This window comes from Paenibacillus sp. FSL P2-0322 (assembly GCF_037975315.1).
GTDB lineage: Bacteria > Bacillota > Bacilli > Paenibacillales > Paenibacillaceae > Paenibacillus > Paenibacillus polymyxa_B.
On record NZ_CP150243.1, the window covers coordinates 1,034,976 to 1,056,732 of the forward strand.

General features: G+C 48.4%; 19 protein-coding genes and 1 riboswitch. Of the genes, 15 read left to right on the forward strand and 4 right to left on the reverse strand.

Annotated elements, in window-relative coordinates:
- Window positions 1-6: 6 nt before the first annotated feature.
- Window positions 7-1,005 carry a glycosyltransferase gene (locus MKY24_RS04735; protein WP_339201485.1) on the forward strand — a complete coding sequence of 333 codons (999 nt, stop codon included), beginning with the start codon at window positions 7-9 and terminating at the stop codon, window positions 1,003-1,005.
- Window positions 1,006-1,130: 125 nt separating this feature from the next.
- On the opposite strand, the gene MKY24_RS04740 is transcribed toward MKY24_RS04735, so the two are convergent.
- Window positions 1,131-1,616 carry a DUF1036 domain-containing protein gene (locus MKY24_RS04740; RefSeq protein ID WP_158451748.1) on the reverse strand — a complete coding sequence of 162 codons (486 nt, stop codon included), beginning with the start codon at window positions 1,614-1,616 and terminating at the stop codon, window positions 1,131-1,133.
- A gap of 129 nt (window positions 1,617-1,745) precedes the next feature.
- On the reverse strand, window positions 1,746-2,954 hold the full coding sequence (locus MKY24_RS04745; RefSeq protein WP_339201486.1) for an MFS transporter: 1,209 nt from the start codon (window positions 2,952-2,954) through the stop codon (window positions 1,746-1,748).
- Between the two features lie 217 nt (window positions 2,955-3,171).
- Here MKY24_RS04745 and cysK point away from each other — a divergent pair, with 217 nt between their 5' ends.
- Both cysK and MKY24_RS04755 read left to right on the forward strand, forming a co-directional pair.
- Window positions 3,172-4,095, forward strand: a complete 924-nt coding sequence (cysK, locus tag MKY24_RS04750; protein ID WP_264454138.1) for a cysteine synthase A — start codon at window positions 3,172-3,174, stop codon at window positions 4,093-4,095.
- 132 nt (window positions 4,096-4,227) lie between these two features.
- Window positions 4,228-5,205, forward strand: a complete 978-nt coding sequence (locus tag MKY24_RS04755) for an aldo/keto reductase (protein WP_023987149.1) — start codon at window positions 4,228-4,230, stop codon at window positions 5,203-5,205.
- A gap of 156 nt (window positions 5,206-5,361) precedes the next feature.
- Here the strand turns inward: MKY24_RS04755 and MKY24_RS04760 are convergent, their stop codons facing one another.
- Together MKY24_RS04760 and MKY24_RS04765 are read right to left on the reverse strand one after the other, a co-directional pair.
- Window positions 5,362-6,162 carry a WYL domain-containing protein gene (locus tag MKY24_RS04760; protein ID WP_339201487.1) on the reverse strand — a complete coding sequence of 267 codons (801 nt, stop codon included), beginning with the start codon at window positions 6,160-6,162 and terminating at the stop codon, window positions 5,362-5,364.
- Window positions 6,137-7,462: a WYL domain-containing protein gene (locus MKY24_RS04765; protein WP_339201488.1), complete on the reverse strand. Its 1,326-nt coding sequence runs from the start codon at window positions 7,460-7,462 to the stop codon at window positions 6,137-6,139. The genes MKY24_RS04760 and MKY24_RS04765 overlap by 26 nt, the downstream gene beginning before the upstream one ends.
- Before the next feature lie 199 nt (window positions 7,463-7,661).
- Here MKY24_RS04765 and MKY24_RS04770 point away from each other — a divergent pair, with 199 nt between their 5' ends.
- The 12 genes from MKY24_RS04770 (at window position 7,662) to MKY24_RS04825 (ending at window position 21,753) form a co-directional block, all read left to right on the forward strand.
- Window positions 7,662-9,227 (forward strand): limonene hydroxylase, encoded by a 1,566-nt coding sequence (locus MKY24_RS04770; RefSeq protein WP_339201489.1) that lies wholly within the window; start codon window positions 7,662-7,664, stop codon window positions 9,225-9,227.
- Between the two features lie 19 nt (window positions 9,228-9,246).
- Window positions 9,247-10,065, forward strand: coding sequence for a nucleotidyltransferase domain-containing protein (locus MKY24_RS04775; protein WP_028542045.1), 819 nt, complete (start codon window positions 9,247-9,249; stop codon window positions 10,063-10,065).
- 21 nt (window positions 10,066-10,086) lie between these two features.
- A complete protein-coding gene (locus MKY24_RS04780) occupies window positions 10,087-11,550 on the forward strand; it encodes a 3' terminal RNA ribose 2'-O-methyltransferase Hen1 (protein ID WP_339201491.1) in 1,464 nt (487 codons plus the stop codon).
- Window positions 11,547-14,156: a polynucleotide kinase-phosphatase gene (locus tag MKY24_RS04785; protein WP_339201492.1), complete on the forward strand. Its 2,610-nt coding sequence runs from the start codon at window positions 11,547-11,549 to the stop codon at window positions 14,154-14,156. The genes MKY24_RS04780 and MKY24_RS04785 overlap by 4 nt, the downstream gene beginning before the upstream one ends.
- Before the next feature lie 20 nt (window positions 14,157-14,176).
- On the forward strand, window positions 14,177-14,974 hold the full coding sequence (locus MKY24_RS04790) for a TatD family hydrolase (RefSeq protein WP_028542048.1): 798 nt from the start codon (window positions 14,177-14,179) through the stop codon (window positions 14,972-14,974).
- A 43-nt stretch (window positions 14,975-15,017) separates the two neighbouring features.
- Window positions 15,018-15,129: riboswitch (TPP riboswitch) on the forward strand.
- 248 nt (window positions 15,130-15,377) lie between these two features.
- On the forward strand, window positions 15,378-15,974 hold the full coding sequence (locus tag MKY24_RS04795) for an ECF transporter S component (protein ID WP_023987157.1): 597 nt from the start codon (window positions 15,378-15,380) through the stop codon (window positions 15,972-15,974).
- Window positions 15,974-17,437, forward strand: coding sequence for an ABC transporter ATP-binding protein (locus tag MKY24_RS04800; RefSeq protein ID WP_339201493.1), 1,464 nt, complete (start codon window positions 15,974-15,976; stop codon window positions 17,435-17,437). The genes MKY24_RS04795 and MKY24_RS04800 overlap by 1 nt, the downstream gene beginning before the upstream one ends.
- Complete coding sequence (locus MKY24_RS04805; RefSeq protein WP_023987159.1) at window positions 17,412-18,203, forward strand: energy-coupling factor transporter transmembrane component T; 792 nt, start codon at window positions 17,412-17,414, stop codon at window positions 18,201-18,203. Before MKY24_RS04800 ends, MKY24_RS04805 begins: the two co-directional genes overlap by 26 nt.
- 139 nt (window positions 18,204-18,342) lie before the next feature.
- The gene (locus MKY24_RS04810) at window positions 18,343-19,068 is read left to right on the forward strand and encodes an ATP-binding cassette domain-containing protein (protein ID WP_339201494.1); all 726 of its coding nucleotides are present in this window, start codon (window positions 18,343-18,345) and stop codon (window positions 19,066-19,068) included.
- On the forward strand, window positions 19,061-19,732 hold the full coding sequence (locus MKY24_RS04815; RefSeq protein ID WP_028542051.1) for a methionine ABC transporter permease: 672 nt from the start codon (window positions 19,061-19,063) through the stop codon (window positions 19,730-19,732). Before MKY24_RS04810 ends, MKY24_RS04815 begins: the two co-directional genes overlap by 8 nt.
- A 276-nt stretch (window positions 19,733-20,008) precedes the next feature.
- Window positions 20,009-20,866 (forward strand): MetQ/NlpA family ABC transporter substrate-binding protein, encoded by an 858-nt coding sequence (locus tag MKY24_RS04820; RefSeq protein WP_028542052.1) that lies wholly within the window; start codon window positions 20,009-20,011, stop codon window positions 20,864-20,866.
- Between the two features lie 467 nt (window positions 20,867-21,333).
- Window positions 21,334-21,753 carry a hypothetical protein gene (locus MKY24_RS04825; RefSeq protein WP_023987163.1) on the forward strand — a complete coding sequence of 140 codons (420 nt, stop codon included), beginning with the start codon at window positions 21,334-21,336 and terminating at the stop codon, window positions 21,751-21,753.
- Window positions 21,754-21,757: the final 4 nt, after the last annotated feature.

The following is a 21,757-nucleotide window of genomic DNA, read 5'->3' on the forward strand; positions in this document are numbered from 1 at the left end:
AAATCCATGAAAAAAGTCGGTTTGGTCATGAGAAAAATACAATTTGCTGAAGCACAGGGTCCTCGTATTTTTGCAGAACGTCTGAAGCAGATCGGGTTGGAATTGGGGGTGGACATCGTATTTGTATCACCAGAGCGCCATGTGAGCAGCCATGACTGGCTTCCTGGCTATGAGCACGAAAAGGGCGACCTGGTCAACTATGACGTCGTACTGGACCAACTCCATGAGCAGCAGATTGAGCACGTTATTTATACGGTATCTGGCTTTACCTATTTGAACATGTTTTTTAAAAACAGCGTGCTTTTTCCGCATAGTTTTCCTGATCCGGCACTTACAGGCTACGAGATGATGAAGCCTTTTTATCAGATCGTGGACAAGGCTATCGTACAGACTGCCTTTCTCAAGCAGGAGATGGCTTCGAAGTTTGGCGTAACCGATGTGACAGTCATCCCGATCGGATTTAATGAGCCGCTGGTGGAAAAGCATTTTGATCCCTCGCAAGTGGTAGAGAACCGGGTGATGTGGATTGGTAGAGATGAGGAGAACCGACGTCCGGATTTGGTGCTGGAGTATGCGAGGCATAATCCTGACAAGGATGTCTATATGGTATTTGGCGGTGAACGCTACAGGGAAAGTATGAAGAAGTACGATATCCCGGACAATGTTAAACTTCAATTTGCGTTGACGCAAGATGGGGTGTTTGCACTGATGAACACGGCAAAGGTGTATTGGAGCTGCTCCAAATTCGATACGTTCGCGATGCCACTGACCGAAGCGCTGGCTATGGGTAAAATCGTCGTGAAGCCAGAGCATCCTTGCTATGGACATATCAGCTCTACGCATTCTTTTTCAGGGAATGAGAAAAACTGGTTCGAGCTGGTCAATATGGCTGCCGCCTCACCGCGCCGGGTTTCTACAGAAAATCAGGCATACGCTATGGAACAGTTTTCAAGTCAGGTGATGAAGCAGGGCTATCGGGACTTTTTTGATCATTGGTTAAGCTGAACGGCGAGGCAAAACACTGTGGTTGCAACAAGCGTCTGAATGTCCAGAGTGAAATAAAAATAACCCGCAAGGTGGTCACTTTTTTTCAAATATCCATCATGCGGGTTACGGTTCGGTTCTTTGACTTATCGTTTGGACTTTACTGGAACCGGGGTTCCTTTTTTAAAGCGAGCCGGTCTTCTCGGAATTCTGCGAATGCCGGAGTCCTCCGATTTAGAAGGTAATGCTTTATGAGTTGTCTTTGTTGACAGTTGGCTGGTTCTGCCGAACTCGACAGTGTAACTGTCTACAGATGAGTCAATGGAAAGTCTACGCATCCCCACTCGTCTGGATGATCCGCTGCTATAGTTCCAACACCAATGAAAATCACTGCTAGTGCTTCTCGGAAGCCGTGTGCGGTACGTACCACGCCACGAATTGGAGTGATCTTCAGCATAATAATAGAATGTGGTTCCCCCGACAGAACCGCTCCATACTTCTCTCGTATCACCAGGTTCTATCCGATACCAGCCCATTTTAGAATAATTGGTGGGATGACAGTCGGAACTAGGATAAGCATAGGCGGCATAGATGGTATTACTCGTGTTGTTTGTAAAAAAAAGGCTCATCATACACACTTCTTTCCTCATAAATTTGTATTACAATGTCATACTATGAGGAATTTAGAAGAAGAGAGTGGACAATATCTCTCAATCTATGAAAAATGAACCATTCGTTTACTTCCAACCTACTAAATGATTCTATGACTGTATCTCAGCTATCGCTTCAGTATGAGCCGTCTTGCGATCCTCAATGTAGCTAACTATCATGAGTAGCAGACCGCCGACAGTGATTAGCGATGCAACCCATGGAATAGCGGCTAGCCCCATTTGATTAATAACAACTCCCCCGATAAAAGCACCGCCTGCGTTGCCCAGATTTAATGCGGAATGGCTGGAGGTAGAGGCAAGTAAAGGAGCCTCATAGGCCAGATTCATGATGCGAACCTGAATACCCGGCATGATGCCGAACGCAGCAATGCCCCAGATAAAGACTGTGATGACGGCCAATATCTTGCTTTGAAGCGTAAATGTCAGAATGGCCAAAATAATAGCCAGCACAGCATAGTTTGCGATCAGGGATGGAAGTAGTTTCCAATCTGCGAGCTTGCCGCCAACGATGTTGCCGATCGTTACCCCTAGGCCAAACAGGACGAGAATCCAGGTAATGCTATGCTCGGCAAAGCCACTAATATCCGTAAGCAAAGGCGTAATGTACGTAAAGACAGTGAACAGGCTACCACAACCGACTGCACCTGTGAGCAGCATCAGCAGCACTTTTGGATTAAACAGGCTTTTGACTTCTTGTTTGAGACTGGAAGGCTTGTCCTGATGAATCACCGGAATGTAGCGAATGATACCAAAGAGAGAAATCAAGCCGATGACCACAATGGCTCCAAAGGAAGCACGCCAGCCGAGCTGTTGTCCGATAAAGGTACCAAAGGGCACGCCAATAATGTTCGCCACGGTCAAACCGGTCAGCACCATAGAAATAGCACCCGCGCGCTTGTCAGGACGAACCAGTCTGGCAGCGATCAGGGAACCGGCTCCCAAAAAGGTTCCGTGCGATAATGCAGTAGCCATACGGGCCGCAATCAGAAGTTCGTAATTGGGAGCAATGACAGAAAAAAGATTGCCTAAAATGAATATGGTCATTAGGAGGCATAGCAGCTTTTTCTGCGGAACCTTATGGGTTAATACAGTAAGTACAGGTGCGCCAATGGCCACACCAAGCGCGTAACTGGTGATTAACTGCCCGGCTTGCGGAATCGTAACATGAAGATCATGGGCTACATTGGGCAGAAGTCCCATAATGACGAATTCGGTCATGCCGATGGCGAAGGCACCAAGGGTCAACCATAGCAAGGAGGGGGGGAAGCGATTTGCTGTCATATTTTCTTGATTACTCATAAGTGTCTTGTATCCTCCTGAAAAAATAGTAATGCGAGTATATCATTACAGGCGATATCTGGCGACCCATTTTGCAAGAATTTTACATACTAAGTTGATAAGTTTTATGTAATTTACAAAAGCGACAGGTAGGAAGGAGCCAAGTATGTTATTTTGGTAGTATGATATTAAGATCGTAAAATGACGCTGTAAGGAACGATCCAAGGAGGATATAACAATGGCACCTAAAGTGGTACATAGTATTACAGATTTAATAGGAGATACACCTTGTGTAAGACTCCAACGGCTCACACGGCCGCAGGATGCGGAAGTGTATGTGAAGCTGGAGTATTTTAATCCAAGCGGCAGTGTTAAAGATCGGGCGGCGGGCAACCTGATTGCCGAGGCGGAAAAGGCAGGACGTCTAAAGCCGGGAGGCACCATTATTGAGCCGACGAGTGGCAACACAGGAATTGGTCTTGCGATGAATGCGGCAGCCCGAGGTTACCGTGCAATTTTGGTGATGCCTTCGAATATGACGAAGGAACGGATCAATATTTTGAAAGCCTACGGGGCTGAGGTCGTACTGACACCAGCGGAAGAACGGATGCCAGGAGCGATTCGCAAGGCACTCGAACTGGGGGCTGAAATTGAAGGGAGTTTTATCCCGCATCAATTTGAAAATGAGGCAAATCCGGATATCCACCGTACGACGACGGCACTTGAGATTTTGGAACAGACAGAAGGGAAGCTGGATGTGTTCGTCGCTTCTTCGGGAACGGGCGGTACCATTACGGGAACAGGTGAAGTGCTGCGTCAGCATTTGCCGGATCTGCGGATTGTTGTAGTTGAGCCTAAGGGCTCGCCAGTGCTATCTGGAGGAAAACCCGGTCCACATAAGCTGGTTGGCACCAGTCCAGGCTTTGTTCCCACCGTGCTGAATACGGAAGTGTATGACGAAATCGTGCAGGTTTCCGATGAGGATGCGATTGCAATGACACGGGCGATTGCTGCCCAGGAAGGGATTCTGGTTGGCCCCTCTAGCGGAGCTACGATATGGACGGCGATTCAGGAAGCTCGGCGTTTGGGAGCAGGCAAACGGGTACTTTGCATTGCCCCGGATACCGGAGAGCGTTATCTGAGCATGGGGATATTCGGATAAAAAGATGTGGATTGGGGCCAAAGTGATACACGACCGTAAGTAAGTGGTAAAATAGGTGTGTGATAGCGGTTCCACGAACTATTCATATGTGGATGAAGCAGGGAATATTTTGAGGGTTGAAGGAGGAGCAGCATGAAGATTATGCCTTTACAGAAACGTGGAATCTCCGATAGTCGGCTGGCGCTCGGTTGTATGCCTTTTGGTGGAGAATGGAGCCATGCACCGTTTACGCAGGCGCATGTCGTTGAAGCGGAAAGAGCTGTAGAAGCTGCACAATCTATTGGGATTACGATGTTCGATCATGCGGATATCTATCGTATGGGGAAAGCGGAAGAAATTTTCGGTCGGGTTTTAAAGGGACAGCCGGGCTTGCGTGAACAAATCGTAATTCAGTCCAAATGCGGCATTTTTCTGCCGGATGGTACGCTCCCGGGCCGTTTTGATTTCTCATATGCACATATTATGGAGTCCGTGGATGGTATTCTGAAGCGTCTGGGTACGGAATATTTGGACATCCTGCTGCTGCATCGCCCCGATCCGCTGGTAGAGCCGGAAGAAGTAGCGAAGGCGTTCAGCGAGCTTAAGACGTCTGGCAAAGTACGGCATTTTGGCGTTTCCAATATGAATGTAAGCCAAATTCGTTTTCTGGAGCGGAGCCTAACGGAGCCGCTGATCGCTAATCAGCTGGAAATGAGCCTGGCGCATCTGCATTTTGTAGATCAGACAGTACATGTGAACCAGCAGGCGGGGACGAATGTACATTTTGGCGAAGGTTTGCTGGAATATTGCCAAACCGAGGATATTCAGCTCCAAGCCTGGGGACCGCTGGCGCAGGGACGTTTTAGCGGAGGTTCTTTGAAAGGGGAGCCTGAGCATGTCGTTAAGACGGCAGAGCTGGTGCAGAAGCTAGCTTCTGAAAAGGAAACGACACGTGAAGCGATCGTCCTTGGCTGGCTTATGAAACATCCGGCACGGATTCAGCCTGTCATTGGCAGCGCCAATCCTGAACGAATCAAGGCATGTCAGGATGCGGAACGCCAGAGCGAGCTGATGACCCGTGAGGAATGGTATGAATTGTACGTCAGTGCGCGCGGACAAGCCTTGCCATAACTCGTATAGCGGACCAGCTTGTTACAGCAGGCGTATGTGGATGTAAGTGTATGACTTCGTTTATACGAACCGTAGTTTAATAGCCCCTCCCTTCGTCTCATTAACAGACGGAGGGAGGGGCTATTTACATGGCTGCATCTCATATTGTCTCAGCAGCTATTCCTCTTCGTAGCGTGCAAGGGCCTTGGCCGTTGTTTCCTTCATTCGTGAAATCAGCCGGGAGCCTTGGACGACCTTGACACGTTTGCCAAGGAAACGGATTTTAGATAGTACATATTCACATTCGTCTGCCTGGAAAGTGAGCGTAATACGATAGGTATCTGCTTCCTGAACATATTCGACCTCTTTTTCAAAGCAGGAAAAAGCATATAAAATACGTGACATTTCCCCGTTGTATACAGGAATAATTTCGATGATGCCCTGTTCTTTTCGCGACTCCAGTATACCGAGTATACGTTGGGTGAATTTTTCGGCCTCTTCAGGCAGAAGCTCATCTTCCGTGACGTTCACGATATTAGACAGCTTGGTAGACATGAGCGCGCGGTGTCTGCGGTTATACCACAGCAGGCTCCATTCTTTTTTGACCATGGAAAACTCCAGCTTATATGGAAAACCCGACATCCGTTCATGCATACGCCCGTTGCGCAACCTGTAGCTCAGGCAGATGCCTGAACGGGAGCGTAGGATCGGACGCAATGTGAGCAGAAGCGGATGATATACGGAGACAGCAGGGATACCTGCTTTTTCCCGCAAAATTCCATCGGCCTCCAGAGGCTCGTCGTCTGCGAGCATCTGCCGAAGCTTATCAAGCGTAGACGGGGTGAAAGCGTCTATTGCTGCCGAGTCTGTCAGCATAGATTGGAGCCAGACTCTTTCCTGCGATGTGGTGGCAAAAGCGCCCGATTCATCCAGCCGAGAGACGATCTGATAGTTAAATATTTTCTCGAACAGGCTCATAATAGGCTTGCAGCTCCTTCCATTCCTGTCTGAATTCCTTACGCAGCCGCTGAGGCTCCAATACCTCACAGCTTGATCCGAAGCTGCGAATCCACGGTTTAATCTCGGTGATTCCATTCACTGTGATTTCATAGATAAAGGATTCACTTTCTTCCTGTACGATCGTACCCCATTGTCCCTGTGACAGTACACGTTCCCGAATAAAGTTGCGCTTCGCGCCCTCAGGATTAAAAAAACGTACCCGTACCTTCACAGGACGACCGGTATCAACAAGCCAGCTGTACCGCATTTTTTCTTCCAACACCGCTAGCAGGTCGGCATGAAACTGCTCTGGTACAGGCTTGCCCTCCACCAATTGAGTCATGCCCTCCATACGAAACTTCATGATTCCTTTACCGCCTACATGACCAAGAACATACCAACGTCCATATTGATGATCATAGATGACTTGCAGGGGCAGAATGGTATGTTCACGGCCCTCCGTCTCTTTTTCAAACAGCGGGTTTGTGTTCTGTGACCCGTACATGCTTCGTTTGGACGTCGAAAAATATAAAAAAGTTACACAGCGACGTTGCCGAATCGCGTGTAGAAGCGGATGAATATGGGCTTCGTCCAGAATGCGTGAATAATAGTGGTATTTATATAAAAAAGGTTCGGCCAACTCCCGATCTCCGGCCTGACGGCGCATGGCTTTTTTTAGATGATCTCGCAACAGATATCCCTGAACAGAGGGAAGCTGGGTGTTGGCCATAATGTCTACAAAATCATATAAGTCCAGTAATTCCTCGTCCGTCAGTCCTGTCACCAGATCGTTGCGGACAGCATAGCGATAAGGTCTGCCGCCGGGTTCCTTGCGAACCACGCCGACTTCGACCAGATATTTCAGATCGGAACGAATCGTTTTCTCATCCGGCAGCGAACTGTCGGAAGGCAGCCCGTTGCAGCAAGCATCCAGCAATTCCATAGTGGTCAGAGGCTGTGACTGTAGCGCTGTCAGCAGAAGAGATAAGCGGACGCTTTCTGATTCCTTGAGCGATTTGGCCCGAAACAAGAATAGTAGTAATGGATCAGCGGATTCATAATAATTAAAGCGCAGCATTTCATTAAAATCATGTCCCTGGTCCTCAGGCAACTGCTGTTGTACGGATTGGACGATTTCCTTGAGACGCCGGATTGTTTTATCAAAGGTATGCACTGAAATGCCCAGTCTGTCTGCAAATTGCTGCCGATTATAAGCGCCGCTGGTCAGTGTGAGCATGCGCAGGAATTGAATTTCTTTATCAAAACTCTCTCTCGCCATGATGCATTCCCCGTTTCTGTTGCCGTTCTCCGAAAGCAATTATCCCTTTATTCTAACAGGGAAGGGATGCTGGAAAAAGGGAAATTATTCTTCTTTGTAATACTTTCACCATGTTCACGATTTCCAAAATAAAGCATCATAGAAATATAAGATAGCACGATGAAATAAGAAGCAATACATAACAGAAGGGTGATGCAACATGTTTGGACGACGCAAAAATGAAGTGTTATATCCATGGGTAGGCAAGCTTTCGATTTATGAAACGATTATGCAGGGAATGGATACTCAGGGCAGGCTTACTGATGATCAATTACCGGACGATGAAGAATATTGGGCAGGTCACACGATGCGTTGGGTGGCAGGAGGATTAGATGGAGCATTTGGGCATCATGGTGCTGGCGAGCATGTAGCCGATAAAATCAAGGATCTGGTGCAGCTGTTGTCCAGACAATGTCGTAAGCCAGGAATGAAGACGAGACGTGAGACGTATGTACGCTTGATGGAGGAAAATGCGCTCAGTCTGATTGATCCGTTGCTGGATGCGGTGCGCCAGCATCCAGCAATTCAGCCGGATCGTTTGTATGAGGAAGCGCGTTGGCTGGCTGAACACGGAGCACACCGCAATGTGGTGAAGATTGGTATTGCGTTGCTTGGATTGCTGGAGACAGAGCAGCATCACGAGCTTATTTTAACGCTGGCAAAGCATGATGAATTCACGCTATATGCGGCTGTAGCTATCTGTAATATTTCGGAGCAAGCCAACGAACAGTTGTATACGTTAGCCCGCCAGGTACATGGCTGGGGACGTATTCACGTAGTGGAACGGCTGGAACCTACGCGTCAGGAAATACGTGATTGGCTACTGCGGGAAGGATTCCGCAATAATGTCATGTATGAATATCTTGCTTATGAGTGCGCTCATAAAGGCGAGCTGCATACAGCCATCGCCGTTCCGCAGATTGATCAGGAGTTGTTTGACGGAGCAGGCGAGATTCTGTCGGCTTTGCTGGCAGCAGGCGGACCTGCGGAAAGTATAGACGATTATGAGCATGCCGCTATGGTTATAGGTAACTACCTTCGTCATGCCAAGGCCATGTGCACGACGGTGCAGCATTTTACGATCATCATGGATATTGCAGACTTTCTGGATGAAGAGGACGATTCATGGGAGACTCGTTATGAGCATGAATGGACACCGGAATTGCGTAGACGTTACGCGTCGCTGTGCCAGCAGATGATGGACGATCCGCAGTGGGTGCAATTGGTGGAGCAGGAATTGCAGCATGCAGATTCATCTCATCTCCACTATGCCATTCGTGTAGCTCGAATGCTGACACTAGATGTATGGCCCGTGCTATTTGATCAATTAAGCAGATACCCAGTCAAGCCTATTTTGTACTTTGAACTCATCAAGACAGAGGATGAACAGCGGGTGCGCAAGTTGGTGGCTTTTGCAGAACAGCACTTGCCCTTGGGAGAGATTGCTTCCGGCCCTGCTGATGTGCCAGGCTTTGGACCGGAGTATGAAGCGCATCAATGTCTAGGTATGCTGCTGCAACTATTGTCTTCTTACGAAGGAATGGGACAAGAGCTAGTTGCTGCCGGACTTTGGAGTCCGGTGACCTCCAATCGCCGTGCAGCGCTTCATGTACTCAAGGTATGGTCTTCTGAGATGTGGGGAGAGAAAACGACAGAGCGCCTTCGCCGCTTATCGGTAGCTGAAACGGAGGAGTCGATTAGAGAACAGATTCGGGAAATACTTTAATGATAAGGGAGGGAACAACATGACAGATGTGAAGCATGGGCAGGGTTTCATTCAACCGGACATGTGCGAGACGATTTTGCGTGAGCTGCGCGCGTTGGAGCAGGCGGAGCAGGTGCGCATTGTATACGCTTGTGAATCAGGCAGTCGGGCATGGGGGTTTCCTTCAAAAGACAGTGACTATGATGTACGATTTATCTATGTAAGATCCGTAGAATGGTATTTGTCTATTTTTGATAAGCGGGATGTGATTGAGCGACCCATCAGCAATTTGCTGGATATGAACGGCTGGGATTTGAAAAAGGCACTCCATTTGTTTCGCAAGTCCAATCCGCCTTTGCTGGAATGGCTGCAATCTCCGATTCCCTATCTGGAGCAGTATTCAGTGGCTGACCAGATTCGTGCGATATCGCCGTTAACCTTCTCTCCGAAGTCCTGTGTGTACCATTACCTGAATATGGCGCGGGGGAACTATCGGGATTATTTGCAAGGAGAACAGGTGAAGATTAAAAAGTATTTTTATGTACTGCGCCCACTGCTGGCCTGTGGCTGGATTGAACGTTACAACATCATGCCTCCGATGGAATTCGTAGACTTGCTAGAGGAATTAATTCCGGCCGATACAGAACTTTATCAGGTGATCGGGCATTTGCTGCAACGTAAAAAAGCGGGCGAGGAACTGGATATGGAGCCACGGCTTTCGGTGGTGAATGATTTTATCCAGCAGCAAATTGCTTATTTTGAACAAAAGGCACCCTTGCTTCAGCATATGGAGAGTGGACTTGATCAGCAGTTGGATGATTTGTTCCGCGCTGCGGTGAATGAAGTATGGAAAGCATAAGCTGGGAAGGAGAAGTGGAGTATGCACATCACGCTAAAAGCAACCGGAACCCATGCAGGGATGATTTCGCATTTGCTTGCTAAGAATCCTTACAATACGTATGATCGCACAGAAAAAGGCGCACGTGTACGCATGGTGTACACTGTTTTTACCGAGGAAGAGGCTGAGATCGTCATTCAGGCTTCGCCAGATTCGATTGATTTGGTCAAAAACAGTCCAGACAGCTATGATATTACACAATATATAAATGATCGGGAGTTTGTAACCAGCAGCTTATTTTGCACCTATATTCGTGGCTCGCTTGGCACAGCCCTGAACGGTAAACCCAAAGAAGATTATGCAGGATGGGTGACGCACCCTTTTGCGCTGGAGTTATCGTTTGGCCCCGTTGCTTCGGATTTGCCGGATTCAGTGGTGGAGGGGCTATTCGCTCCGCTGGGCTATCAAGTGGCCATAGAACGAGGGGAAGCAGATTATTCTTTTCAGCTGAAAAATCGAAGCACCGTCAGATATGTCACGTTAAGTGGCCACCAGACGGTGCAGTATGCGCTGCGTCAGTTATTGCTGTTGATTCCGGTGCTGGATAATTATAAGCATTACTATATTAGTGAAGAAGAGTTCGACAAGCTGAGACGTTACGGTGAAGGCTGGCTGCCAGAGCATCCGCTACGCGAGCTCATCATTCGACGCACGCTTCGTTTTACCAATCTGATTGAGCAATTTGAGCAATCTGATTCTGCTGAAACAGGTACTCAAAAACATATTGAAAAACATACTCAAAAACATATTGTCCAAGCTCAAAAGGATAAGCACGAACAGGTTCAACAGCAAGAACAGCCACAGGAGGAAGGGAAGCAACAGCCTACTGTACGGCTGAATGAGCTGCGGTATCAAGCTATTATGGACGTGATTCGCAAGCTGCCTCGAAGACAGAAAATCGTAGATTTTGGTTCAGGAGAAGGGAAGCTTTCGGCTCGGATGGCCCGAATGACGGGCATTGAAGAAATTTGGGCGGTGGAGCCGTCTGCGTATGCACAGGTGAGAGCCATGGAGCGTTTTGCCAAGCTGGAAAGGCATACCGACGCGATCATTCCTACACCCATGATGGGCTCACTCTTTTATTATGATGAACAATTGCGGGGCAAAGATGTGATGATCCTATGTGAGGTCATTGAGCATGTGGACGAGCATCGTCTGAACCGGGTGATGAAGACGATTGTGACGGAGTATCAGCCGGGCGTGCTGATCGTGACGACTCCCAATCGTGAATATAATGAAGTGTATCGTATAAATCAGCAAGAGCTACGGCATGGCGATCACCGTTTTGAATGGAGTAGAAGCGAGTTTCAGGAACGATGTGAGCAGTGGATTGCGGAAGCTCCTTATTCGGTAGCGCTGAAGGGGATCGGAGAAGAGGTCGAAGGCTTTGGACAACCGACCCAAATGGCTATATTTACGCGCAGAAAGGAGCAGAAGGAAGCATGAGCAATTCATCCAAACGTACGATTCATTTACCGCATGCTGGACTGGTTGTGTTGGTGGGGGCCTCCAACAGTGGCAAAACCACATTATTGGACAGGCTGGTGAGCGAAGGGATTCTACTGGAGACAGAAGTGGTATCCTCGGATCATTTTCGCAAGCTGGTCGGAGATACGGAATTTATAGACTGGAGTGGACTTCCAAGGCTGGAATCGGACGTACTGTTCTATGAGTATCAGCAAATGTCAGCCAAGGCGTTTGAGGCGATGGATACGATTCTGGCTATGCGTTGTCGCTTGAATAAGCTAACGGTTGTGGATGCCACCCATTTGTACGCTGAGGATCGCCAGAAATATGTACAGCTGGCAGCCAAGGCGCACGTTCCTGTTATGGCCTGGGTACTGGATGTACCCGAATCTGTGCTGCTGGAACGTGATTTAGGCAGGGAGCATCCGCGTGGCCGCCAACGGGTCAAGCAGCAGGCACAGCTGTTAAAGCGGAATCTGCGTGGTATCCGTGAGGAAGGCTTTAACGCTTGCTATGTTATTAAGGATGTAGAAGAAATGAACTTTGTTCGCCGTGTGCAGCCACTGTTTCATGAGATTGGCTCAGGTATTGACATCATTGGTGATATCCATGGGTGCTACCGTGAGATGCTGGAAGTGATAGAGCAGCTAGGATATACGGAAGATACGGAAGGACTATACCATCATCCAGATGGCAGAAGACTGGTATCTGTCGGGGATGTGATGAGCCGTGGCCCAGAATCGTTACAAGCGGTGCAGTTCTGGAAAAAGCACGTGGATGCCGGACTAGCGTATATGATTGACAGTAATCATGGCTGGAAAATCGGCCGTTATCTCGATGGAAGAAAGGTGACTCTCAGTCATGGGGATGAACGATTTGCAGAGGAACTGGCCCAATATGAACAAAAAGCGGGCAAGGCAGCGGCGGAACAGCTTAGAAGCGAGTTGAGAGATTTTCTGCTACATGCACCCTCTCATCTTATTTTTGGCAGAAATGGATTTCGACACGTGGTCGTGGCTCATGCCGGGATTAAGGATCATTTTATTGGCAAACAGTCGGCACGTATTTCTGATTATTGCCGCTATGGAGATACGGAGGGGCAGGATGCGAACGGAAAACCGATTCGCAAGGATTGGTTCGTAGACCATGAATCGGGAGAAATAGTAGTATGGGGACATGATCCGAGACCGCAGCCTACCCTTGTGAACCAGACGGTGAATATTGATCAGGGTGTGGTATTTGGCGGTATGCTGACCGCTTATCGTTATCCAGAAAAGGAATTTGTCAGCGTTTCGGCACATGAGAATTATGCGAATGATCCCGATAGCCCACTTGTCCGGTGGCAGAGAAAACGGTTTTCCCCGCCGAACTTACGCAAGCTAATCGCTGGTTACAGTGTGCTGACGGAATCGTATGGCGAAGTGCGCGTACAAGGAGAATGGATCAAATCCGCTATAGATACCGTGTCACATGTGACTGTACCCATGGAGGAGCTGGTGTATATTCCACCGACGATGAGCCCTGCTCCAGCGGTGTCTGCAGAGGAAGGATATCTGGAGCATCCACGTGAGGCGCTGGCTTATTATCGCGGGCAAGGAGTACAAACGATGGTGGCCGAGAAAAAACATATGGGTAGCCGGGCTATTTTGCTATTATTCAAAAACGAACAGGCCGCTGTTCAATATGTAGGCTACCCGACATTGGGCACGATCTATAGTCGGAGTGGGAGAGCTTTCTTTGAACAAAGCCTTGGGAAGCAAGTGATGGAGAAGCTTAATGTGGATTTACGGACTGCTGGATATTTTGAACGGAACCAGACGGATTTTGTATTGCTGGATGCGGAAATTGTACCGTGGAATCTCAAGGCTCGGGAACTGATTGCTGCACAGTATGCGCATGTGGGGGAGGCAGCTCTGTTGGATCGCAGTAAGCTGGTAGACAAGCTGAAGCAGGCGAAGGTTGCAGGTCGAGAGGTTGGAGACTGGTTGGAGGAAATGGAACAGAAGTACGCGAATGCCGTAACGTTTCAAGATGCTTTTCAAAAATATTGCTGGGATGTGGACGGTCTGGATGAAATTCGTATTGCACCGTTCCATACACTGGCACACAGCGGAAAGACTTTTTTCGACCATTCTCATATTTGGCATATGGAGCAAAACCGGGAGCTGGCTGGGCTGTCTTCCCTGTTTATGGAGACAGAGTACCGCGTGATCACGGACGAAGCAAGCGAGGAAGAGGTCATTCGCTGGTGGAACGAGATGACAGAGGATGGTCATGAAGGGATTGTGATCAAGCCGGAACGCTTTTTGATGAAAAATCGGGACAAGATGATTCAGCCTGCAATCAAGGTGAGAGGCCGGAAGTATTTGCACATCATTTACGGTATGGATTATCTTGCCTCTGAGAATTTAAAGCGTCTGAAGCAGCGTCGAACGAACAAAAAGGAGCGTCATGCCCTGATGGAAGGAGCGCTTGGTATGGAAGGCGTGGAACGTTTTGTCCGCAAGGATACGGTAGATCGTATTCATGAATGCGTCCTTGCCGCGCTATCTCTGGAATCGGAGCCGATTGATCCGAGATTGTAGTTTGCGAAGGAGGGATTGAGATGGAAAGGGGTACACCGTTAATTGATATTGGCGTGAACTTGATGCACCGTTCGTTTCATGCGGATCGGGAACAGGTGGTAGAGAGAGCCGCAGCTGTAGGGATTTCACCCCTGATTATTACCGGGACCAGTGTCCGCAGCAGTCGGGAGGCTTCTCAGTATGCAGCACGTTATCCGGGCAAGCTGTATGCGACAGCTGGCGTGCATCCCCATGATGCCAAAGACTGCAGCGCAGAGACGGTTCAGCAGCTCCGTCAGCTGGCGAGTCAGCCGCAGGTCGTATCCATAGGGGAATGCGGATTGGACTATAACCGTGATTTTTCGCCGCGTGATGTGCAGCGCCGATGGTTTGGCGAGCAAATCCAACTGGCGGGTGAGCTGAATATGCCGTTATTTCTGCATGAACGAGATGCACATGAGGATTTTGCCGCTATGCTGCGGGAGTATCAAGGGCTTGTCGATAAAGCAGTGGTGCATTGTTTTACAGGCACGGAACAAGAATTGCATACGTATGTAGAGATGGGACTGTATATCGGGATCACCGGCTGGATTTGCGACGAACGGCGTGGCAAACATCTGCGTGAACTGGTCAGAGATATTCCCTTGGACCGTCTGATGATTGAAACGGATGCTCCATTTTTGACCCCGCGTAATTTGCCCGTGAAGCCCAAAGAAGGGCGTAATGAGTCGATGTATCTCGCTCACATTGCTGCTACGATAGCCGAATGTACAGGCCGAAGCATGATGGAGATCGAAATCGCCACGACGGAGACAGCCAAACGTTTCTTCGGATTATAGGATTGTCAAAGCCATAGATGTGGTATATATTATAGTGAATTAAAAAAGCATTGTCGGGAGCTTGAGAAAGTCAGGCTGAGAGGGTGGCCCTTGCCACTGACCGTGAAATCTGATCTGGGTAATGCCAGCGTAGAGAAACCAAGAACACTATACAGGAATGCCGCTTGTTTCGCGGTTGTCGATAGATACAATGTATGTCCTAGCATTTTACCTTGACCCTGACTTTGGCTTGGTATCAGTGTAGTAGCTTAGACTACTGGTTATATAAGGCATATCGACGAATGATGTTTTGTATGGTGCTTCACCTTTTACTGCGCATAAAGCTTGCCTGGAGATTCAGCTCCAGACAAGCTTTTTTTTATGGCCAAGAGGCCAATTATAAGGATAAGGGGAGCACGCAATAATGAATACTGCTGTAAGAGCGTCCAAAGGGTTGAAGCTGACTGATATTTTGGTCACGATTGTGATCGCTGTTGTGTTCGGGTTAGTCTACAAAATATGGGGACCTGCCTATGATTTGATGAAACCATTCGGTCTACACGCCGAGCAACTGATGTATGGCATGTGGTTTATGGCAGGCACGTTTGCTTATCTCATCATTCGCAAGCCGGGTGTTGCAATTTTGGCAGAGGTGGCAGCGGCAACGGTCAGTGCTTTTTTGGGAAGCGAATGGGGGATGTCCACCTTGTACTATGGCCTGCTGCAAGGCTTGGGAGCGGAGCTGTTTTTTGCAGCTTTTCTGTATCGGAACGCAAACCTGTGGGTTGCTTCGCTAGCTGCGGCTGGGGCGGCTGTCGCTTCTCTAATTCTAGACTTCAGCTACGGGTATATTGATCAGCTTTCGACCTGGAACTATGTTTTGTATATTGGTTTTCGCATGATTGGCAGCATTGTGATTGCCGGGGTATTCGCGTTCTATCTGGCCAGGGCATTGGAGGTAACCGGAGTCACGCGAAGTTTGAGACCCGCAACGGAACAAGATTATAAGGGGCTGGATTGATGAGCCAGGCAACCGAAGATGTGGTGGCTTCGATCACCCGTCTTCGGTTGAAATTTCCCGGTGAGCAGGAGCTGCTTTTTCACAATATGTCTTTGTCTGTCCGCAAGGGGGAAAAGCTGCTGCTGCTGGGACCGAGTGGATGCGGTAAATCAACGCTGCTCCAAGTGTTAAGCGGTCTGATTCCACGCACGATAGAAGTGCCTATGAAATGCGATGCTGCTGTAATCCCAAGTGTCTCAGGTATTGTATTTCAAGATCCTGATACGCAGTTTTGTATGTCATATGCAGACGAGGAACTGGCTTTTGTGTTGGAAAATAATCAGGTTCCTCGTGAGCAGATGCGATCCCGTATTCGCGAGCTGCTGATACAGGTTGGTCTATCAACGGATGATATACACATGCCCATTGGCAGCATGTCACAGGGAATGAAACAGCGGCTGGCGATTGCGTCTGTGCTGGCTATGGAGCCAGAAGTGCTTTTTCTGGATGAGCCCACGGCTTTGTTGGACGAGGAAGGCACTACACAGGTGTGGGATACCATTCGAAACATTTCGGTAGACCAGACACTGGTGATCGTGGAGCATAAAATTAATGAAATTGTCCATGATGTGGACCGGATTGTGGTGCTTTCTGCTCAAGGGGAGATCATTGCGGATGGAAGGGCGGAAGAAGTATTTCATGGGCAGCGGCAGGCATTGTCCGAGTATGGCGTGTGGTACCCGGGAGTATGGAGTGAATCGTCTTCGCCGCGTTGGAGTGAATCAGTGACACAGCAGAATGGTACGGGGAATGGTACAGGGATTGATTTGCTGGAGCTGGAACATTTTAGTGGCCTCCGCGGTTTAAGTTCAGTGATTTATGTGGAGCATGCGCAGGTGAAGCCTGGCGACTGGATTGGCGTGGTCGGTGAAAACGGGGCTGGCAAAAGCTCACTGCTGCTCTCCATGATGTGCTTACTTCGCACACAGGGACGTTATAGCGTGCGCGGAATTGAGGCAGGCAGTACGGAACAACTGGCAGAGCGTATCGGGTTCGCGTTTCAAAATCCCGAGCTGCAATTCGTAGCACACACCGTACGAAAGGAACTAGAGTATTCGTTACCCAAGAGCTTGTTCACCGTTGAACAGTGCCGGGAACGGGTCGATCGGATGCTCGTACAGTTCGGACTGGAGCGGCTGGACGAGCGTCATCCGTATCAGCTTTCATTGGGCCAAAAAAGGCGGTTGAGTATTGCTACGGCTATGATCCGTGAGCCGGAAGTGCTGCTGCTGGATGAACCGACTTTTGGGCAGGATGCGCGTAATACCTTTGTCATGCTGGATATGTTGGAGCAGCTGAGAGCGGCAGGCACGGCCATTGTGATGGTCACGCATGACCCGGAAATTGTCCGTCGATATTGTACCAATATATGGCGGATTCAGAAAGGGGAACTCCAGTATGAACCTATCCTTTCCCCATCATAAAACATGGCTGCATCGCGTGAATCCGGGCCTAAAGCTTGTTATGTTTTCCATACTGTTTGTGGTCGTTATAGTCATCCATGATCCGAATGTCATGTTTAATGTTGCGTGTGCTATGCTGCTGCTGCTTGTCTGGTCAGGCCATCCATGGAAGCGGCTGCTGCTGTATGGATCTCCCTTTATATTGGTGTTTATTTCAACCTCAACGGGCATGATGATGTTCGGCAAAGGGGTGACGACCTGGTGGACATGGGGCCTGATCCATATTACGCAGGAAAGCTTTTATCGGGGTATACATCTGGGCTTTCGTGCGCTGAGTATGGCGGCGGTAGGGTTGCTGTTTGGTTTAACGACTCGTCCAGTGAACCTTTTTTATTCACTGATGCAGCAATGGAGGCTCTCTCCGAAGTATGCGTATAGCTTTTTGGCAGCCATGCGGTTGATGCCCATGATGGTGGAGGAATTCCAGGCATTGAGACAAGCCCATCGTATTCGAGGTTTACATCAGCATGTGTCCAAATGGAATATGTATGCCACGCTTCGCAGGTATGCAATTCCGCTGCTCGCTCAAAGTATCCGGCGTGCACAGCGAATTGCTATTGCCATGGAAGCCAAGGGTTTTACCAATGAAACCAAACGCACGTATTATTATGCGATTGGCTATTCGGCTGTAGATATTGTGTTCATATTCTATTTTGTCATCATGCTTACGCTGGCTTGGGGACTCGGTATCTGCTTTCCTTACGTGGGGGTGTGGGATGTACGTTAATTGTTGTCAAAAGGCTTTGCCCGTTTTCTGCTCTGTGGTATATTAATGCAATGGGAATTGACGGCTCGTACAGACCCGCCTGGGCTGGCGGGCTTATTACATTTTCCCTGAGAAATGGATCATCAGGAGGCCAGGTTTCATGATTACGCTGCATCAGGTAAGCAAGCATTATACCACCTCAAGCGGCCAATTTCATGCGGTTCAATCCGTGTCCCTTCAAGTGGAGGAGGGGGAAATTCACGGTATCATAGGTGCCAGCGGTGCCGGTAAGTCTACGTTGCTCCGGTTGATGAATGTATTGGAAAGGCCGGATGAGGGAAACGTGGTTGTAAACGGGGAAGATCTGACTCGCATGCCGGAAAAACGTCTCCGTGAAGCGCGGCGATCGATAGGGATGATTTTTCAGCATTATCATCTTGTTCACAATCGGAAGGTCAGTGGAAATGTGGCAATGTCGTTGGAGCTGGCAGGTGTCGCGAAAAAAGAGAGAGCGGAACGTGTGCGCGAATGCCTGCAATTCGTCGGTTTAGCTGATAAAGCAGAACAGTATCCGGCACAACTGAGCGGAGGCCAAAAGCAACGTGTGGCGATAGCCAGAGCGCTGGCGAATCGACCTGCGGTGCTGCTGTGTGATGAGCCGACCTCGGCGCTTGATCCGCAGACGACCGCGGATATTCTGGGCGTGTTACGGGAGATCAACCGGGAACTGGGAGTTACCATTGTAATCGTAACGCACGATATGGACGTGGTACGCAATATTTGTACCCGTGTATCAGAAATGCGGGATGGGCAGCTGCTTTCAACGCAACGTGTAGTTGACGCTGCGGTAGGTTCAACAGCGGAAGCAGGTGAAGCTGATGAATGAAATGCTGAGCATCATTGTGCAATACCAGTCAGAGATATGGAAAGCCATCGGGGAGACGTTTATCATGGTGGGGATTTCTATCGCAGCAGCTGTACTGTTAGGGCTTCCGGCAGGAACGATTTTGTATTTGTGCGGCAAAGGGCAAAAATATGAAAATCGACTGCTGTTCACCTTATTGAACAGTGTGGTCAATGTCATCCGCTCGTTCCCGTTTTTGCTGCTCGTCGTGTTTATGATTCCATTTACACGTCTGGTCGTAGGGACGGCGCTGGGCACGATGGCTGCAACGGTTCCCTTGTCAGTGGTGGCCATCGCCTATTATTCGAGGCTGGTGGAGCAATCATTGCTTGAGGTGCCCAAGGGTGTAATTGAAGCCGCTACTTCTATGGGGGCATCCACCCTCCAGCTTATTTTTAAATTTCTGTACGTGGAAGCTCGTTCCGGGCTTGTACTGGGTTTGACCACGTCCACCATTAGCTTCATCTCCTACTCCACGGTGATGGGCATTGTGGGCGGCGGCGGGGTAGGCGATTTTGCCATCCGCTACGGTTACCAGCGTTTTGAAACAGGCTTGATGGCGTTCACCATCGTCGTCATGATTATTTTCGTACAAACGATCCAGTTCACCGGAAGCACCATATCCCGCCGGATCGACAAGCGATAGGGCAAAAATGTAACTTTTCGCTACACTTGCACCACCCACTATGGGAAATAAAAATGACTTTACAGTACCTCAAAAGCGGAGCGGACAGAATTGTTCTGGAGAAGCGTCAGCGTTCGCCTTTGAAATGGGATTCTAACCTATAAATTGTGTTATAAATCAGAGAGAATCCCATTTCAACAGCGATCGGAAGAACAATCTGCACGCGAAGCGGCTGCGGCTGTACTGTAACTCATTTTTATCTTCCCAATCACAATTTACTTGGAGGTTCCTCATCAAATGAGTCGGAAAAACAACATGAAAACGAACTTGAAACTACTCACACTATTTGCTGTCGTTATGCTACTGGTTGCCGGATGCGGTGGTCAAAAGCAGGCTGCTCCAGAAACACAGTCTAAAGAAGCAACTTCCCAAAAAGAAGTGACCTTGAAAGTAGCAACGCTAATCCCACCGATGACAGATGTGCTGGATATCGTGAAGCCGCTGCTTAAACAGGACGGAGTCAATCTGGAAATCGTCGTGCTTTCAGACAATATCCAACCGAATAACGCATTGGCAAGCCATGAAGTGGATGCTAACTTCTTTCAGCATGCTCCTTTTATGCAACAATATAATGAAAGCAACAAGTCCGATTTGGTAGCGGTAAAACCAATTTACAATGCCATTTATGGCGCGTACTCCAAAAAATACAAGAACATTAAAGACCTGCCCGAAGGTGCGACCATTGCTATTGCCAATGACCCGGCCAATACCGGACGCTCTTTAGTAATGATGGAGCAAAACGGTTTGATCAAGCTTAAAGAAGGCGTAGGCTATAATGCTACACAGGCTGATATTATTGAGAATAAGAAAAAATTCGTGTTTAAAGAAGTGGATTTGTTGATGCTGGCGCGGTCACTGGATGATGTGGACATGGCTGCCATGTATCCCGCATATGCCAAGCCGCTCGGTCTGACACCGAAGAAGGACGCGCTGATTACCGAAAAAGACGATACGCACTTTGCCATTAATCTGGTAGCGCGTAAGGATAATGCAGATTCCGATGCTATTCAAAAGCTGGCAAAGCGAATGACTGGACCGGAAGTACGTAAATTTTTTGAGGATAATTACAAGGACAGCGTTGTTCCAGCATTTTAAATAAATGAGGATTTTGCAAAAATCCAATAAGCGACTTCCAATGAATAAGATATAGATCGAAATGGTTTAGTTCGTCTATATCTTGCACGTTGGAGCGACTGGAATCGAATTTTGCAAAATCCAGAAATAAGTATGTTGAAACATCGTTTTATGATGAAATACGACCTGTATAATGGAAGGAAGTCTGTGAAGAACAGATGGTCTCCCTTGTGCAGGTCTTTTTTTCATCCTTAATATGGAAAGGAATGATCGAAAACAGGGTATAAAGTCTTATTTTTTAAGATTTTAGGGTGTTACACCGCTGCGAATTTTGGTCATAAAGGGCGATGGAGTAATGATAAGGAACATATTAAAATAAATATACGAACAAACATTCGTTTTCGATTTCGTTAACGGTGTTTTTATATGGGTCAAAAAATTCAGCTGACAACGGGCCAAAAGCGTGAATAAAAAGGAAGGGGAACGACATGAAGCTGTTTGTAACTGTAAAAAGTCTGGGAAAGCGCAAGCCCGCACTCGCACGACAGGAATTAGAACTGAGTCCTGCTCCAGAAACATTGCGAGATTTGATTACTGCAACCGTTGCTCTGAATGTTCAAAAGCTACGGGAAAAGCAGGAGAGTGTCGCGCTGATTCCGTTCCTCACGGGAGAGGAAGTTCAGGCACAAGGCGAGATAGGCAAAGTAGGATTCGGTTCCATATATAATGAGGGTGTCCCGGATATTAAGGATGCTGTGAACACGGCGATGCAGGCTTTTGAAGATGGTTTATACAGAGTTTTTGTATGTGACGAGGAAATTATTGAACTGGATGCTCCTTTGTCACTTAAGGATGGGAATGAGATTGTATTTATACGCTTCACAATGCTGGCTGGAGGCCTATGGTAGAGGG